A 15,219-nucleotide genomic window follows, 5' to 3' on the forward strand; every position below is an offset into this window, starting at 1 on the left:
GCGAGGGCGCCGCTCCTACCGGGTTTTTCTGTGTGCGCGGCCCATTTATGGCGTTGTTTGCTGGCGTGCCAGTGCCCACGCCACATGCTCGCGCACCAGCTCGGACGGATGATCCACACGCGCGCCGAGCGCGGCCTGTGTGGCGGGCGCGGGCGGCGCGTTGCCCAAGGCGACCGCGATATTGCGCAGCCAGCGCTCATGCCCGATGCGGCGGATCGGCGAGCCTGCCAGACGATCGTTGAAATCGGTCTCGCTCCAGGCGAACAGCTCCACCAGTTGCGCGCTGTCGAGCCCGTTTCTTACCTCGAAATCCGGCAGCGCGGCGGTTTGTGCGAAGCGGTTCCACGGACACACCAGCTGGCAGTCGTCACAGCCGTAGATGCGGTTGCCCAGCAGCGGTCTCAGCTCGGTCGGGATGCTGCCCTTGAGTTCGATGGTGAGGTAGGAGATGCAGCGCCGCGCGTCGAGCGTGTAGGGCGCGACAATCGCCTGCGTCGGGCAGATGTCGATGCAGGCGGAGCAGGTGCCGCAATGGCCGGCTTCGGGGGCGTCCACCGGCAGCGGCAAATCGGTATAGATCTCGCCGAGAAAAAACCACGAGCCATGCTGCCGGTTCAGCAGCAGGGTGTGTTTGCCACGCCAGCCCAGCCCGGATTTCGCGGCGAGTTCGACTTCCAGCACCGGCGCGCTGTCGGTGAAGACGCGGAAATGATGCGCGCCGACTTCCGTGCCGATTTTTTCGGCCAGGCTTTGCAGGCGATTGCGTAAAACTTTATGGTAGTCGCGTCCCAGCGCGTAGCGGGAAACATAGGCAGCGTCGGCGTCATTCAGCACTTCATGGGGGTCGGCCGACGCCGGCGGAAAATAGTCCAGCCGTGCGCTGATGATGCGAACGGTTCCCGGCACCAGTTCGGCCGGCCGGCTGCGCTTGGTGCCGTGCGCGGCCATATAATCCATCTCGCCATGAAAGCCCCGATCCAGCCATTCCTGCAAGCCCGCTTCGGCCGCACTCAGATCGCCGTCGGCAATGCCCACCGCGGCAAAGCCGAGCTCGCGCCCCCAGTGCTTGATTTGTCCAGCCAATCGTCTTAAATCCCGTTCATGCATACAGTCGATGATACCGTGCGTTGCCGCCGCCATCTGCCCGACGAGGCGGCCACTCTGGCATTCGGCGCGCAACTGGCGCGGGAACTGATTCCCGGCATGACGTTCTACCTCGAGGGCGATCTGGGTGCGGGCAAGACGACGCTGGTGCGCGGACTGCTGCGGGCGCTGGGACACGGCGGGCGGGTCAAGAGCCCGACCTATACCCTGGCCGAAATCTACAGCTTGCCCGCGTTTGAGCTATATCACTTTGACCTGTATCGTATGCACGACCCGCGCGAATGGCTGGACGCCGGGTTTCGCGACATCAGCGACGGCCAGGCGGTAAGCCTGATCGAATGGCCGGAAAAGGCCGCGGGCTGGCTGCCGCCACCGGACGTGATCATCCGGCTGACAATTGCGGACGAGGCGCGCGAAATCGAATGTGAAGCGAGAAGCCCGCGCGGCGCACATTATCTGGAGTCATTTTGCACGCTCTGCTGAAGATTTTCCTGCTATGTGGTTTGCTGGCGTCGAGCTGGGCCCAGGCGCTGCAGGTGTCCGCCACGCGACTGTGGCCGTCGCCCGATTACACCCGGATCACCCTGGAGGCCGCGCAGCCCGTCGCGCATAAATACTTCACCCTGTCGAATCCGGAGAGACTGGTGATCGACCTCGAGGGCGTGGAGGCAGGCGCTGCGCTCTATGCACTGGCCGCACAACTTTCCGCAGACGATCCCTACATCGCTGCAATTCGGGTGGGCATGAACCGCCCCGGTGTGATGCGGGTGGTGCTGGACCTGAAAGCCGCCGTCAGGCCGTCCGTGTTCCAGCTGCCACCGCTGGGCGAGTATGGCCACCGGCTGGTGGTTGACCTGTATCCGGTTCAGGTCGCCGATACGGCGTCAAGCCCGGCTGTACTCCCACAACCGGCGATGGCTGAGCAGCAGCGTCCTGCCCAACCGGGTGTTCCGCAATACGCGCGGCTGGTCACCGTGGCGATCGACGCCGGCCATGGCGGTGAAGATCCCGGTGCCATCGGCGCTAACGGTTCGTACGAGAAAAACATCACGCTGGCGCTGGCGAAAAAGCTCAAACAGAAAATCGACGCACAGGAAAACATGCGCGCCGTACTGATTCGCGACGGCGACTATTTCGTGCCGCTGGGGCAGCGGGTCACCAAGGCGCGCGCGATCAAGGCTGATCTCTTCGTGTCGATTCACGCGGATGCCTTCATCAAGCCGCATGCGCACGGATCGTCGGTGTACGCGCTGTCCGAGAACGGCGCCACCTCGGTTGCCGCGCGCTGGCTGGCCACGAAGGAAAACGAGGCCGACCTGGTGGGCGGCATCAACATTGACGTCAAGGATCCCTTCCTCAAGCGTACCCTGATTGACCTGTCGCAGACCGCCACCATCAACGACAGCCTGAAGCTCGGGAACGCCGTGCTGAAGGAAATCGGCGGCGTCAACACCCTGCACAAGCCGCGTGTCGAGCAGGCCGGGTTCGCGGTGCTGAAGGCGCCGGATATTCCATCGATCCTGATCGAGACTGCGTTCATTTCCAATCCGGAAGAGGAAAAACGCCTCAACGACTCCGCCTATCAGGACCAGTTGGTGGCCGCCATTGTGAATGGCGTCAGGAATTACTTCGACACGCATCCGCTGACCGCGCCGTCGCGGCTGACGCTCAATCCATGAGCGTTAGTCTGCTGGACACGGCGGCCCCGGGTTTCGACCGGCCGCTGGCAGTGCTTGAAGCCTGTCACGGCCGCATCGCCAGACAGTGCAACACCCTGGACAAGCTGCTGGCGCATCTGCCCGTGCATGGCGCCGACGCGCAGGCGCAGCAGGCGGCGCGCGCGGTGCTGGCCTACTTCGACACCGCGGCGGTGCATCACCACGACGACGAGGAGCGCAACCTGTTTCCGCTGCTGGAGCAGGCCGGCGCCCCCGGTGCCTGCGATCTGGTCGAGGCCCTGACGCTGGAACACGACGAACTGGCGCTGCTGTGGCGGCGGCTGCGCGTGGAACTGCAGCAGATCGGGACAGGCGCTGCGTCCGCACTGGACGCGGCGCTGACGCACCGCTTCATCGCCCTCAATCGCAATCACCTTGAATTCGAGAACACCCATGTATTGCCGCTGGCGCGCCAGGTGCTCGGTGCGGCCGAGATCGAACGCCTCGGCCGCGCCATGGCGGCGCGGCGCGGCGTGACGTTTGTGATCTGACGTGTCGATCCGCGTATTGCCCGATGTGCTGATTTCGCAAATCGCCGCCGGCGAGGTGGTCGAACGCCCGGCCGCCGCACTCAAGGAAATTCTCGAAAACAGTCTCGACGCCGGTGCCACCGATATCCAGGTCGATCTGGAACAGGGCGGCATCAAGCGCATCCGGGTCGCCGATAACGGCAGCGGCATCGCGCGCGACGAACTCGCGCTCGCCCTGACCCGCCACGCCACCAGCAAGATCGCCAGCCTGGCCGACCTCGAACAGGTGGCGAGCCTGGGGTTTCGTGGCGAGGCGCTGGCATCGATCGCCGCCATTGCGCGGGTGCAGCTCGGCAGCCGCGGCACGGACGCCGAGCATGCCTGGGAAGTGCGGATCGAGGGCGGGCGCCTGAGCGAACCCGCGCCGGCGGCGCGCGCTGCCGGCACCACGATCGACATCCAGGATCTGTTCTTCAACACCCCGGCGCGGCGCAAGTTTCTCAAGGCCGAGGCCACCGAATACGCCCACTGCGCCGAAACCGTGCGGCGGCTGGCGTTGGCGAACCCGCAGGTAGCCTTCACCCTGAGCCACAACGGCCGGGTGCAGCTGCGCCTCAATGCCGATTCCGCCGCCGCGCGGGTGCGGCAGGTGATGGGCGAGGCGTTCGAGCGCAACACCATTGCGGTCGATGCCGCCGCGGGGGCCTTGAGGGTGTCCGGCTGGGTGATCCGTCCCGGCGCCGCGACGGCCAGCCGCGACAGCCAGCACGTGTTCGTCAATGGCCGCTACGTGCGCGACAAGCTGATCGTCCATGCGCTGAAGGAAGCCTATCGCGACGTGTTGCACCATCAGCTGAATCCGGCGTATTGCCTGTTCATCAGCCTGCCGCCGGATGCAGTGGACGTCAACGTGCATCCGGCCAAGACCGAGATTCGCTTCCGCGACAGCCGCGGTGTGCACCAGTTTCTGTTTCATGCGGTCGAGCGCTTGCTGTCGGCGCCGGTGACGGGCTGCGCTGTTCCCGAGGCGGCCAGTACGCTCGCCGTCCCGGGGTTCCGGCCGGGGTTTGTCGCGCCGCAGCAGGCGTCGATGCCCTTGCAGGTGAACGAGGCGATGGCGTTCTATGCGCCGCTCGCGGCGCAGGGGTCAGGATTCAGGGGCCAGGATTCAGGGGAGGGTGTTGCGCTTGCCGCGCAGCCTTTCCCTGAAAGCGGTCACGGCGATGCGCCGCCGCTTGGCTATGCGCTGGCGCAGTTGCACGGCGTCTACGTGCTGGCGCAGAATGCGCAGGGGCTGGTGCTGGTCGACATGCACGCCGCGCACGAACGGGTCGTCTACGAGAAGCTCAAGACCGCCCTGGATGCCCGCGCGGTGCCGGCGCAGACCTTGCTGATTCCGGTCGCGCTGACCGTGGACGCGCGCGACGCGGCGGAAATCAGCCCGCATCTGGAGTCATTGCGTGAAATCGGCTTCGAACTGTCGGTCACTTCGCCGACCTCGGTGGCGGTGCGCTCGGTGCCGTGGCTCCTGAAGAATGCCGATCCGGTCGAGTTGACTCGCGCCGTATTGCGCGAAGTCGCGGAATTCGGCGTCGCGCGCCTCTTGGCCGAGCGCCGCAACGAACTGTTGGCGACGCTCGCCTGCCATGGCGCGGTGCGCGCAAACCGCCACCTGACCCTGCCCGAAATGAACGCGCTGCTGCGCGAGATGGAAGCCACTGAGCGGGGCGGGCAGTGTAACCATGGCCGGCCCACCTGGTTCCAGGTCAGCCTCCGGGAGCTCGACGCCATGTTCATGCGCGGCCGATGATTTTTTGCAGCCGGCGCTTTTGGCTATAATCCCGAGTTAATTAGTCAGGTATTAACGAGACCATCATGAACGAACGCAGCGAACGCAAGACCATCCCGATTCAGGAACTCAACGAGGCCAGCAACTGCTCCAGCGCCGAACCCTATGCGCTGATGGTGTTGGGTGATTCCATGATGCCGGAATTCGAACAGGGCGAGATCATCGTTGTCGAGCCGTCCGGCCTGGTCAAGGACGGCTCCTTTGTGGTGGCTTTTGTGAACGACGAATTTATTTTTCGCCAACTCGTGCAGCACGCCGATGGCTGGATGCTGAAGCCGCTCAATCCCATGTACGAGAACATTCCGGTGGCGGATATCGACGTGGCCAAGGGCGTGGTCATCATGAAAAAGCGGCCCGGCAAACGCAGCGAGCAAAAGAGCTACCTCTGAGCATGCTGAGCGTTTTCATCCATCATATTGATATATATAAATTATATTGATTTATCCTATTCATCAAAATAATTTATCGAAGTATTTGTGAATTGAATAAATTAGTTGACTAATTCACTCAGGTATATAGACTGGGAACCTGTTCAACCCTTCCCAAACAGGAGATAAACCATGAGTGGACTGATCGCCAATTTCCCATCCGACGGTATCGTGACCGTCAACCGCGTGGTGCTGAAGCCGGAGTACTCGGTGGATGACTTGCAGGAACGGGTGGCTTTTCTGTGTGAAAACGTTAAGACCTACCATTCCGATACCGGCTTCGTCGGTGGCTTCGTCTCGCTGAATTCCGGCCAGGTGTCGAACGAAGGCTCGACCATCGGCCAGGCGGTCGAAAGCCCGATGAAGGGCAAGGAGGCGCTGATCGTGACCTTCTGGACCACCTTCGAGAACCACGAGAAATCGCACCAGTCGGAAACCTTCCAGCCCCTGTTCCAGAAAGTGCTGGACCTGTGCGAGAACGGCAACGAGGAAATTGCCTACGAAATGCTGTGGTCCGGCAAGGCCTACGGCCCCGACGAAATCGCAGCGGCGCGCCAGGCTAAGGCGCAATACGCCGACGCGGCCTGATCGCCGCAGCAGGCGAAGCCAAGGCGCGGGGGAAACCCCGCCGCTTTTTTTGTGGCTGGGTTTCCGGGAAAGCATGGGTCACCAGGCCCGCAGGTAGCGTACCCCGATATGGTCGAGACCCTCGTTTTCGCCGCCGATGATCCACTTGTGCGACATGTGGTCCAAAAAGAGGGTAATCGACTTGGCGGGACTGAGCCGGTAGCCGATTTCCAGCCCGAAGCGGGGCATGACGCGGATGCCGAAGCCACAGTCGCTGTATAGACGGCAGCCTTCCGGATCCTTGTGTAGCGGGCCGTCGTGCGCCGCCACACTGAGCAGAAGGTCGGCGAACCATTGCCTTGTCTCGCGCACGCGGAAACTCAGGCCGGCATAGGCCATGCTGGTATCGCCCACGAAATTCAGCGTGGCGCCGAGGTGGGGGCGTAGCGTGCCTGCGAGGTCAATCGGCGCGAACAGCACCTCCAGATTGAGATCGACCCCATTCTCGTGGTGATCGCCCGCCGGTCCACGATCGTGCGCGATCACGCCAATTGCCAGCGTCCGTTTGCTGTTCCTGTCGATTTCCGTTGCGTAAGCCGACGCATGGAGGCTGAGCGCGATGGCCAGCCACAGGCCTGGCAGGTGCTCGACAAGCGGCCGATGAAGCCGGTTTGGCATGGCTCTGGCGCCTATCCATGGGAACGGGAGACCGATCCCGCACCGATTCCCTGTCGACCGGGTCGCCGTGCCTCTGCACGGGTCACGCGGCGCCTTCCATGGTGTGGGCATATTTACCGGCACGGGCCAGGCCGTTCAGATGGCAACGGTTCAACAGCGCTTTCTGTGCGGCGGCGACGTTGTCTTCCTGACCCTGCCACGCCGCCAGCACTGGCGCCTGCAGGGCTCGCCCGTAGGAGAAACTGACTCCCCACGGCTGCGGCCCCATCGCATTCATGGCATTCAAATGGTCGGTCGCGTCCTCCGCGCTCTGCCCGCCGGACAGGAACACAATTCCGGGAACCGCCGCTGGCACGTAGCGCCTGAGGCAGCGCAGCGTGGCTGCCGCAACCTCCAGCACACTGGCCTGCTGCGCGCACTTTTTGCCGGCAATCACCATGTTCGGCTTCAGCAGCATGCCCTCGAACAGCACCCGGTGGGCGTCGAGCTCGGCGAACACCGCCTGCAGCGCCTGTGCCGTCACCACCTCGCAGCGCTCGATGCTGTGGGCGCCGTCCATCAGTACTTCCGGTTCAACGATCGGCACCAGGCCGGCCTCCTGGCACAGTGCGGCGTAACGCGCCAGCGCGTGGGCATTGGCGCGGATGCCGAACGGCGACGGAATGTCGCGCTCGTCGATTTCGATCACCGCCCGCCACTTGGCGAACTGCGCGCCCAGTTGCTTGTATTCGGCGAGCCGCTCGCGCAAGCCGTCCAGCCCCTCGGTCACCTTGTCGCCCGGGTGGAGCGCCAGCGCCTTGGCGCCCTGGTCGACCTTGATGCCGGGGATGATACCCCGGCTCGACAGCAGTTGGGGGAAAGGGATGCCGTCGCGCGTGCTCTGGCGCAGGGTTTCGTCGAACAGAATGACGCCGCCGACATGGCGCTCGATGCCGCCGGTGGTGAACAGGATCTCGCGGTAGCGCCGGCGGTTTTCTTCGGTGGATTCCACCTGGATCGAAGCAAACCGCTTCTTGATGGTGGGGTTGCTTTCATCTGCCGCCAGCACGCCTTTCTGCTTCGCGACGATGGCGCTTGCTACGGACTTGAGTTCTTCGATGTTCATGGTCAGCGACTCTCCGGTAAGGATAGATGATCAGGGGTGGTTCGTTGATACCCCTTCCCTACACTCTAGACCCTGGTTTTTACGCTTCGCCTGGCCGAAACGCGCTGAACCTCCGGCCGCATCGGCGCGACTGCCAAGCTGGCAGAAACCAGCCTGATGATGCTTTCACGTTGGGTCGCCTTCGGTCAGATGCCATGAGTGGGGACGTTCGCCCACACCCTCTATAGGCACTTCTATAAATCGTCGTCGCGAGGAGCGAAGCGACGTGGCGATCCTCAATGCGCTGGATTGCTTCGCTTCGCTCGCAATGACAGAAATAACGGATTTATAGAAGTGCCCTATATAGGGATGCACAACGCTGTGAGCTGCCTTCGACAAATGCGGTCGTTTCTAAAGAATTTTCCATCCTTGTCGATGACGCATTATTCATTCCACTTTTGGACTCGGATGCGTTTGCCTGAGGTTGCAGCATTTTCACGGTTGCTCCGTAACGCTTTGCTGACTTTTTTTCTCGTTGGCACCGTCGCGCTCTTCTCCTATGGGGTGTACGGCTGGCAACGTGAAAAGCGGGATGCCCACGATAACCTCTTAACGTTCTCCGGCTTCCTTGCTTCGGCCTCGCAGGCGTTCTTCGATGAATTGGGCAATGGTCTGGCGCCATTGGGCGAATTGCTTGACCGGCCCGAGCTATACGTTAACCCGGAAACCTTGCGGCCGTATCTGGCTACATTTCAGAATAGACATCCGCAGGTACGTGCTGTCGCAGTATTCGCGCCGGACGGCGAAATGCTGCTCAACACGGCGGTCAAGCCAGGTGATTCGACTCCCGATTTCCGTTTGGACCCCCCTTACATCAGGCAACTGCTCGCTGATATGGCCAGCCCGGCGCCTTACACTGTGGGGCCACCGGAATTCGGTAAGGCCATCAAGCGGTGGCGTTTTACCGTTCGCCATGTGGTGAGGGGCCGTGACGGCAAGCCAAAATTTCTGGTCCAGGCCGCCGTGCCGCTGGAAAAGGAAGGCACGTTCTTGCACCAGCTTCCGGTCCCGTCCACCAGTTACGTCGGTTTGTTACGGGCCGATGGCTATCAGCAGGCCCGCTTTCCGGTGACGGACGCCAATGCCACTTACGGACGGCTATCGCCCGGCCCGGTTGCGCACATCATTAAGGCGAATCCGGGTATTACGGAGGGCTATTTCTCGGGCAGTTCGCCCTGGGTGACGGGAGACAAACAGCGGATTGGTGCATTTACCAAGCTTTTGGGTATGGATTTATATGCCTATGTCTCGGTGCCGGCATCCTATGTGACTATACGTTGGTGGCGGCATAACGCCCCAATTTTTATCAGTTTCCTGGCGTTCTTCGGGATTTTTGTTGTGATTGCCGCTCGCGTCACAAAACGCGAGCGGTCACACAGCAACGAGTTGATTGAACAGGCTCAGCGGGATGCGCTCACAGGCTTGCCCAATCGCGGTTGTCTGAATGGAATTCTGGATGCGAATATTGCCATCGCTCGCGCAGGCAAAACCCCATTTTCGATTCTGTTTCTTGATCTGGATCGCTTCAAGGGCATCAACGATGCCCTAGGGCACGCAATTGGTGACAGCCTCCTGATCAAGGTGGTGCAGAGAATTCAGCCATTGCTGCGTCATGGGGATTTACTCGGACGGTTTGGCGGGGATGAGTTCCTGCTGGTCTTGCCCGACAGCAATGAGACGGGGGCGATATTGATCACCCGTCGAATCCTGGATGCATTCAGTATCCCGTTCGAGGTCAATGGGCGCGCCTTGCGCATTACCCCATCGATCGGCATCGCCATGTATCCCGAACATGGGGACGACATCGAAACGCTGCTGAAGCACGCCGACACGGCGATGTACGAGTCCAAGCGCCTGGGGCGCAACGCCTATACCGTTTACACCGATCAGATGGGTTTGCGGGTACGCGAGCGGCTGGACCTGGAACATGAACTGCGCGATGCCTTGCAACGCGAGGCATTCCGGTTGGTCTACCAGCCTATTGTGGACATGCAGAGCGGCAAGATTGTGGCGGTCGAGGCCCTGGTGCGCTGGGTCATGCCGGATGGAACGTTGCGTGCGCCGGCAGCGTTTATTCAGGCGGCTGAAGATTCGGGTTTGATCATTCAGCTTGGGCAATGGGTATTACGCACAGCCTGCCTGCAATTGAAGCAGTGGGTGTCGTCCGGTCTGGATTTGCGGGTGGCCGTGAATCTGTCTACCCACCAGTTTCAGGACCTTCACCTGCTGGAAAAAGTGACGATCGTCCTGCGCGAAACGGGGCTGGAGGCCGCGCGCCTCGAGCTGGAAATCACCGAGAGCGCGGCCATGCTCAATCCGGAAGAAAGCTTGAAAATCCTGGGGAAATTGTCTGCGCTGGGCGTGAGGATTGCGATTGACGATTTTGGCACGGGCTATTCCTCGTTGAGTTATCTCAAGCGCATTCCGGCAAACACCATCAAGATCGACAAAACGTTTGTGGATGGACTCGGACAAAAGCAGGACGCAACCATTGTGCGTGCCGTGATTGCGCTGGCCCGAGCCCTCGAAAAAGAGACGATCGCCGAGGGGATAGAAACCGAAGAACAGTTCGACGTAATCAAGGCAATGGGATGCGATTCAGCCCAGGGTTATTGGGTCAGTCGACCCATCGAGGCGGATGCGATGTTAAGCGTGTTGTCCAAAAATACTCGGCTTGTCGCTGAATCCAAAACGATTCCGAGCGAGACCATAACCTGGATTCATACGCACGGAAAATTGGTTGAATGAGGCAGGTCGACGCAGAATAGGCGGCCTTGAACGCATGCTGCCCGAGGTTTTCGCGTTGGGCGCGCTTTCGGTCGGGTATCGATGAATCTGGTCGCTCACCTGCGGCCGGTTCAACGCCACGGGCTGTTGCGGACACGCATGACCTGGACCTTGACTGCTGCGCATCATCGCGGGCCATAATGCACGCAACAGCCGGCCGTCAGCGGCTGCAGCCAGCCACCAAGCTGGGGGATAATCGCCCCCATGTCTGCACCCAGCCATCCCCCCGCCATCTTCCTGATGGGCCCGACCGCCTCGGGCAAGACCGCGCTGGCAGTCAGCCTGGTCGAACGCTTTCCGCTCGAAATCATCAGCGTCGATTCGGCGCTGGTGTATCGCGGCATGGACATCGGCACCGCCAAGCCCGATGCCGCCACCCTGGCGCGTGCGCCGCATCATTTGCTGGATATCCGCGACCCCACCGAAGCCTATTCCGCCGCGGCGTTTTGCGACGATGCGCGACGCTTGATGGCCGACATCGTCGCGCGCGGCAAGGTGCCCCTGCTGGTCGGCGGCACCATGCTGTATTTCCGCGCGCTGCTGCAGGGGCTGGATGACCTGCCGCGCGCCGATCCGGCACTGCGGCACAAGCTGGAGGTGGAGGCGGCAGCGCGCGGCTGGCCCGCGCTGCACGCTGAACTGGCCCAGGTCGACCCGGTCACCGCCGCGCGGCTGGCGCCGAACGATTCCCAGCGCATCGGCCGCGCGCTGGAAATCTTTCAGCTCAGCGGAACGCCCATGTCGGCCCTGCTCGACAGGGCGCAGTCCGAATTGCCCTACCGCGTGTTGCAGCTCGCCCTGATTCCGTCCGACCGTGCTGTGCTGCATCAGCGGATTGCCGCGCGCTTCGACGTCATGCTCGCCGAGGGCCTGCTCGATGAAGTGGAAACCCTGCGCCGGACCTATGCGCTCAAACCCGACCTGCCGGCCATGCGCGCGGTCGGCTACCGCCAGGCCTGTGCTTATTTAGACGGCGGAATCGACCTCAAGACGCTGCGCGAGCAGGGCATCGCCGCCACCCGCCAGCTCGCCAAGCGCCAGCTCACCTGGCTGCGCTCATGGCCCGACGTGGTGGAACTCGATTGTCTGGCGGAGGATATGGAGGCGCAGGCGACGGCACTGGTGGCGCGTCATCTGCGGGCTTGAGCGGTTGTCATTGCGAGCGAAGCGCGGCAATCCAGCGTTTTAATTAAGCGAATATTTCTGGATTGCTTCGCTTCGCTCGCAATGACGGGGCTTAGTCTTGGGTGGTCGATTCCACCTTGGCGCGGGCCTGCCCGCGATGGAAGCGGATGTCGATTTTATCGCCCGCATCGAGCGCCGCGGCATTCTGCACCACTGCGCCGTTTTCCAGCTGGACGATGCTGTAGCCGCGCGCCAGCACGCCTTCCGGGTTGAGGTGGTCGAGGCTGCTGGCCAGCCGCGCCAGGTTGAGCTGACGCTGCCCAAAACCGCCCTGAACCGCGCGCCGGGCGCGCATGTTCAGCGCGTCCAGCCGCTGCTGTTCGCGCTGGATGACGTGAATCGGCGTCACCAGCCGCTGGTTCAGACGCGCGATGCGCAGGTGTTCGGTCGTCAGGCGGGTGCCGCTGGCTTGCCGCAGGCGCTGCGCCAGCTGGTGAAGGTCGGTCTGCCGGCGGCGCAGCTGCTCGGCCGGGTGGACCAGGCGGCGCGCCAGGTAATCCAGCCGCTGCATCTCGCTGTGCTGCCTGTTGGCGAGGTGGTGCTGCAGCTGACGCGCCAGGTGGCCCAGCTGCTGCAGCAGTTCCTGGCGCGCCGGGCTGGCGAGTTCGGCCGCGGCCGTCGGCGTCGGCGCACGCAGGTCGGCGGCAAAATCGGCCAGGGTGAAATCGGTTTCGTGGCCGACCCCGCTCACCACCGGCATCGGGCTGGCGGCGATCGCACGCACCACCGCTTCGCCGTTGAACGCCCACAGGTCCTCCAGCGAGCCGCCGCCGCGGCACACCAGCAGCACGTCGCATTCGGCGCGCGCGCCGGCTGTGCGGATCGCGGCGGCGATCTGCGCGCCGGCGCCGGCGCCCTGCACCGGGGTGGGGTAGAGGATCACCGGCAGGCCTGGCATGCGGCGCGAAAGTGCGGTTAGCACGTCGTGCAGGGCCGCGGCCTGCGGCGAGGTGACGATGCCGAGGACGCGCGGAAAGCGCGGCAGGGCGCGCTTTTTCACCGGGTCGAACAGTCCCTCGGCATCCAGCTTCGCCTTCAGTTTCAGAAAAGTTTCGTACAGACGCCCGGCACCGGCGCGGCGGATCGCTTCGGCACCCAACTGGAACTCGCCGCGCGCCTCGTACAGCGAGGGCAGGGCGCGGATTTCGACGTGGTCGCCATTGGCCGGGGTGAAGTCGGCAAACTGGTTGCGCCCGCGGAACATCACGCAGCGCACCTGCGCGCTGGCGTCCTTGAGCGAAAAATACCAGTGGCCGGAGGCGGCGCGCATGAAGTTGGAGACTTCGCCTTCCACCCACAACAGCGGCAATTGCGATTCAAGCGCGCGGCGTGCCATGCGGTTGAGCTCGCTCACGGTGAGCACGGGCAGACCGGGCGTGCTGTCGGGAATATCGTCCAGAAGGTCCATGGGGTGAAGGATAACGGCTTACAGCCGGCACGGTTCATGCACAGTCATCAGGCTTTCACAAAAAAAACTTGATAAGCCTATTGACGGTGGATGGGTTTATGTAACTCTTTGATATTCATGAACTAAGTGAGGTGGCTACTTTTTGTGCCAAAACGCGTTTCCCTTTGTGGGCGGGCGTTTAGGGAGGCTGGCAGGCAGTTCTTAACAGACTTATCCACACCAATTGTGGAGAACTCGCGGGGGAGCCGGCAAAATCGCCGTCCGCGCAATTGGTGCTTGCCGAAACCCGCATGCGGGGGCTACATTTCGCCTGGTGTTTTCATTGTGGAGTGGTATTCAGTGTTTGCCATCATCGAGGCGGCCGGTTGGCCGATCTGGCCGTTGATCCTGGCGTCGGTTGTTGCCGTAGCCATCATCATCGAGCGCGTTTACAGCCTGCGCACCCAGGAAGTCGCGCCCCCCAGTCTGCTGCTGGAAACGATCAAGAGCTATCAGGAACGCGGCGTGACGCCGGAACTCGTCACGCGGCTGGCCGACGGTTCGGCGATGGGGCGGGTTTTTGCGACTGCGTTGAAGAACGCCCACAACTCGCGCGAGATCATGAAGGAGTCGATCGAGGAAGCCGGTCGCGCCGTCACCCACGATCTCGACCGATTCCTCACCTCGCTCGGCACCATCGCCAGCATGGCGCCGCTGCTGGGTCTGCTGGGCACGGTCATCGGCATGATCGAGATCTTCGGCGCCCAGACCGGCGGCGGCACCAACCCCGGCCAACTGGCGCACGGCATTTCGATCGCACTGTACAACACGGCGTTCGGCCTGATCGTGGCGATCCCGGCGATGATTTTCTATCGCTACTTCCGCAACAAGGTGGAATCGCTGGTGGTCGACATGGAGCAGCAGGCGATCAAACTGGTGGAAATCGTCCACGGCGAAAGGAAGTAAGCCTGTCATGAATTTTCGTAGAGGCCGCCGCGAGGACTATCCGGAAATCAACCTGATTCCGTTTATCGACATCCTGCTCGTCATCGTGATTTTCCTGGCGGTGACCACTACCTATGCGCGCTTTGCCGAACTCAAGATCAATCTGCCTACCAGCAGCGCCGAGCAGACGCCGACCCTGCCCAAGCAGATCGAGGTGGCAGTGGCCGAAAGCGGCCGCTACCAGGTTGACGATATCGCGGTCGGCGAAGTCTCGGTCGACGAACTGGCCGCCGCGCTGAAAAAAGCCGCTGGCGACCAGATCGAGCCGGTGGTCGTGATCAACGCCGATGCGCGGGCCGCGCATCAGTCGGTGGTGAACGTGATGGAAGCAGCGCGCCGGGTCGGGCTCACCCGCATCACTTTCGTCACCCAGACCGCCCCCTAAGCGGGCGTTTCGTGGTTTTCCTACAGCATCTCTGGGCACGCACAGGCGTGCTCACGTTGCTGCTTTCACCCCTTGCCTTGCTGTTTGCTGTCGTGTCCGGTCTGCGCCGTCTGGCGTACCGGCGCGGCTGGCTGGCGGCTGTTTCCGTCGGGGTGCCGGTGATCATCGTCGGCAACATTACCGCCGGCGGCAGCGGCAAAACCCCGCTGGTGATCTGGCTGGTGAACTGGCTGCGCGCCCAGGGCTATCGTCCGGGTGTGGTCAGCCGCGGCTACGGCGGCGTGGCGCGCGGCTGCGTCGAGGTGCAGCCGGACAGTCCGCCGGCCGTAGTGGGCGACGAGCCTTTGCTGATCCATCTCAAAACGGCTGCCCCGGTGGTGGTCGGACGCGACCGGGTGGCCGCGGCGCGCACCCTGCTGGCGCGCCATCCGGGGGTGGACGTGATCGTGTCCGACGACGGCCTGCAGCATTACCGCCTGCAGCGCGCCATCGAACTGGCGGTGATCGACGCG

At 62.7% G+C, this 15,219-nt stretch carries 15 protein-coding genes; 11 read left to right on the forward strand and 4 right to left on the reverse strand.

Annotation, left to right across the window (positions count from 1 at the left end; genetic code table 11):
• Window positions 1–45: 45 nt before the first annotated feature.
• Entirely contained in the window at window positions 46–1,107 is a 1,062-nt protein-coding gene (gene queG, locus ABW22_RS13375; protein ID WP_059757591.1) for a tRNA epoxyqueuosine(34) reductase QueG, read from the reverse strand.
• Between queG and tsaE the strand changes: the two genes are divergently transcribed.
• The 6 genes from tsaE (at window position 1,102) to ABW22_RS13405 (ending at window position 6,157) form a co-directional block, all read left to right on the forward strand.
• The gene (gene tsaE / locus ABW22_RS13380) at window positions 1,102–1,587 is read left to right on the forward strand and encodes a tRNA (adenosine(37)-N6)-threonylcarbamoyltransferase complex ATPase subunit type 1 TsaE (protein ID WP_059757594.1); all 486 of its coding nucleotides are present in this window, start codon (window positions 1,102–1,104) and stop codon (window positions 1,585–1,587) included. The two genes, queG and tsaE, sit on opposite strands and share 6 nt — an antisense overlap.
• Window positions 1,569–2,783, forward strand: coding sequence for an N-acetylmuramoyl-L-alanine amidase (locus tag ABW22_RS13385; protein WP_059757597.1), 1,215 nt, complete (start codon window positions 1,569–1,571; stop codon window positions 2,781–2,783). The genes tsaE and ABW22_RS13385 overlap by 19 nt, the downstream gene beginning before the upstream one ends.
• Window positions 2,780–3,313: a hemerythrin domain-containing protein gene (locus tag ABW22_RS13390; protein ID WP_059757600.1), complete on the forward strand. Its 534-nt coding sequence runs from the start codon at window positions 2,780–2,782 to the stop codon at window positions 3,311–3,313. The genes ABW22_RS13385 and ABW22_RS13390 overlap by 4 nt, the downstream gene beginning before the upstream one ends.
• Window position 3,314: 1 nt before the next feature.
• Window positions 3,315–5,102 carry a DNA mismatch repair endonuclease MutL gene (mutL, locus tag ABW22_RS13395; protein ID WP_059757603.1) on the forward strand — a complete coding sequence of 596 codons (1,788 nt, stop codon included), beginning with the start codon at window positions 3,315–3,317 and terminating at the stop codon, window positions 5,100–5,102.
• A 65-nt stretch (window positions 5,103–5,167) separates the two neighbouring features.
• The gene (locus ABW22_RS13400; RefSeq protein ID WP_059757606.1) at window positions 5,168–5,530 is read left to right on the forward strand and encodes a S24 family peptidase; all 363 of its coding nucleotides are present in this window, start codon (window positions 5,168–5,170) and stop codon (window positions 5,528–5,530) included.
• Between the two features lie 171 nt (window positions 5,531–5,701).
• Window positions 5,702–6,157 carry a hypothetical protein gene (locus ABW22_RS13405; RefSeq protein WP_059757609.1) on the forward strand — a complete coding sequence of 152 codons (456 nt, stop codon included), beginning with the start codon at window positions 5,702–5,704 and terminating at the stop codon, window positions 6,155–6,157.
• A gap of 78 nt (window positions 6,158–6,235) precedes the next feature.
• Here the strand turns inward: ABW22_RS13405 and ABW22_RS13410 are convergent, their stop codons facing one another.
• Both ABW22_RS13410 and ABW22_RS13415 read right to left on the reverse strand, forming a co-directional pair.
• Window positions 6,236–6,814, reverse strand: a complete 579-nt coding sequence (locus ABW22_RS13410) for an acyloxyacyl hydrolase (RefSeq protein ID WP_059757612.1) — start codon at window positions 6,812–6,814, stop codon at window positions 6,236–6,238.
• Between the two features lie 82 nt (window positions 6,815–6,896).
• Complete coding sequence (locus tag ABW22_RS13415) at window positions 6,897–7,919, reverse strand: class I fructose-bisphosphate aldolase (RefSeq protein WP_059757615.1); 1,023 nt, start codon at window positions 7,917–7,919, stop codon at window positions 6,897–6,899.
• A 447-nt stretch (window positions 7,920–8,366) separates the two neighbouring features.
• On the opposite strand from ABW22_RS13415, the gene ABW22_RS13420 reads away from it, so the two are divergent.
• Both ABW22_RS13420 and miaA read left to right on the forward strand, forming a co-directional pair.
• Window positions 8,367–10,706, forward strand: a complete 2,340-nt coding sequence (locus ABW22_RS13420) for an EAL domain-containing protein (RefSeq protein ID WP_059757617.1) — start codon at window positions 8,367–8,369, stop codon at window positions 10,704–10,706.
• Window positions 10,707–10,949: 243 nt separating this feature from the next.
• A complete protein-coding gene (gene miaA, locus ABW22_RS13425) occupies window positions 10,950–11,891 on the forward strand; it encodes a tRNA (adenosine(37)-N6)-dimethylallyltransferase MiaA (RefSeq protein WP_059757620.1) in 942 nt (313 codons plus the stop codon).
• Window positions 11,892–11,982: 91 nt separating this feature from the next.
• Here miaA and xseA read toward each other — a convergent pair whose 3' ends face one another.
• The gene (gene xseA / locus ABW22_RS13430; RefSeq protein WP_059757623.1) at window positions 11,983–13,338 is read right to left on the reverse strand and encodes an exodeoxyribonuclease VII large subunit; all 1,356 of its coding nucleotides are present in this window, start codon (window positions 13,336–13,338) and stop codon (window positions 11,983–11,985) included.
• A gap of 339 nt (window positions 13,339–13,677) precedes the next feature.
• On the opposite strand from xseA, the gene ABW22_RS13435 reads away from it, so the two are divergent.
• The 3 genes from ABW22_RS13435 to lpxK all read left to right on the forward strand — a co-directional run.
• A complete protein-coding gene (locus tag ABW22_RS13435; RefSeq protein WP_059757626.1) occupies window positions 13,678–14,283 on the forward strand; it encodes a MotA/TolQ/ExbB proton channel family protein in 606 nt (201 codons plus the stop codon).
• A 7-nt stretch (window positions 14,284–14,290) separates the two neighbouring features.
• The gene (locus tag ABW22_RS13440) at window positions 14,291–14,707 is read left to right on the forward strand and encodes an ExbD/TolR family protein (protein WP_059757629.1); all 417 of its coding nucleotides are present in this window, start codon (window positions 14,291–14,293) and stop codon (window positions 14,705–14,707) included.
• 47 nt (window positions 14,708–14,754) lie between these two features.
• The coding region (gene lpxK / locus ABW22_RS13445; protein WP_082708830.1) for a tetraacyldisaccharide 4'-kinase at window positions 14,755–15,219 on the forward strand (465 nt) is incomplete at its 3' end.

The organism is Thiobacillus denitrificans, assembly GCF_001530125.1.
In the GTDB taxonomy this organism is placed as follows: Bacteria; Pseudomonadota; Gammaproteobacteria; order Burkholderiales; family Thiobacillaceae; genus Thiobacillus; species Thiobacillus denitrificans_C.

Coding starts and splice junctions, on each gene's coding strand:
- queG (WP_059757591.1), bottom strand. CDS start 1,107: ATGCATGAACGGGATTTAAGACGATTGGCTGGACAAATCAAGCACTGG.
- xseA (WP_059757623.1), bottom strand. CDS start 13,338: ATGGACCTTCTGGACGATATTCCCGACAGCACGCCCGGTCTGCCCGTG.
- ABW22_RS13400 (WP_059757606.1), top strand. CDS start 5,168: ATGAACGAACGCAGCGAACGCAAGACCATCCCGATTCAGGAACTCAAC.
- tsaE (WP_059757594.1), top strand. CDS start 1,102: ATGCATACAGTCGATGATACCGTGCGTTGCCGCCGCCATCTGCCCGAC.
- ABW22_RS13390 (WP_059757600.1), top strand. CDS start 2,780: ATGAGCGTTAGTCTGCTGGACACGGCGGCCCCGGGTTTCGACCGGCCG.
- ABW22_RS13405 (WP_059757609.1), top strand. CDS start 5,702: ATGAGTGGACTGATCGCCAATTTCCCATCCGACGGTATCGTGACCGTC.
- ABW22_RS13415 (WP_059757615.1), bottom strand. CDS start 7,919: ATGAACATCGAAGAACTCAAGTCCGTAGCAAGCGCCATCGTCGCGAAG.
- miaA (WP_059757620.1), top strand. CDS start 10,950: ATGTCTGCACCCAGCCATCCCCCCGCCATCTTCCTGATGGGCCCGACC.
- ABW22_RS13420 (WP_059757617.1), top strand. CDS start 8,367: ATGCGTTTGCCTGAGGTTGCAGCATTTTCACGGTTGCTCCGTAACGCT.
- ABW22_RS13410 (WP_059757612.1), bottom strand. CDS start 6,814: ATGCCAAACCGGCTTCATCGGCCGCTTGTCGAGCACCTGCCAGGCCTG.
- ABW22_RS13440 (WP_059757629.1), top strand. CDS start 14,291: ATGAATTTTCGTAGAGGCCGCCGCGAGGACTATCCGGAAATCAACCTG.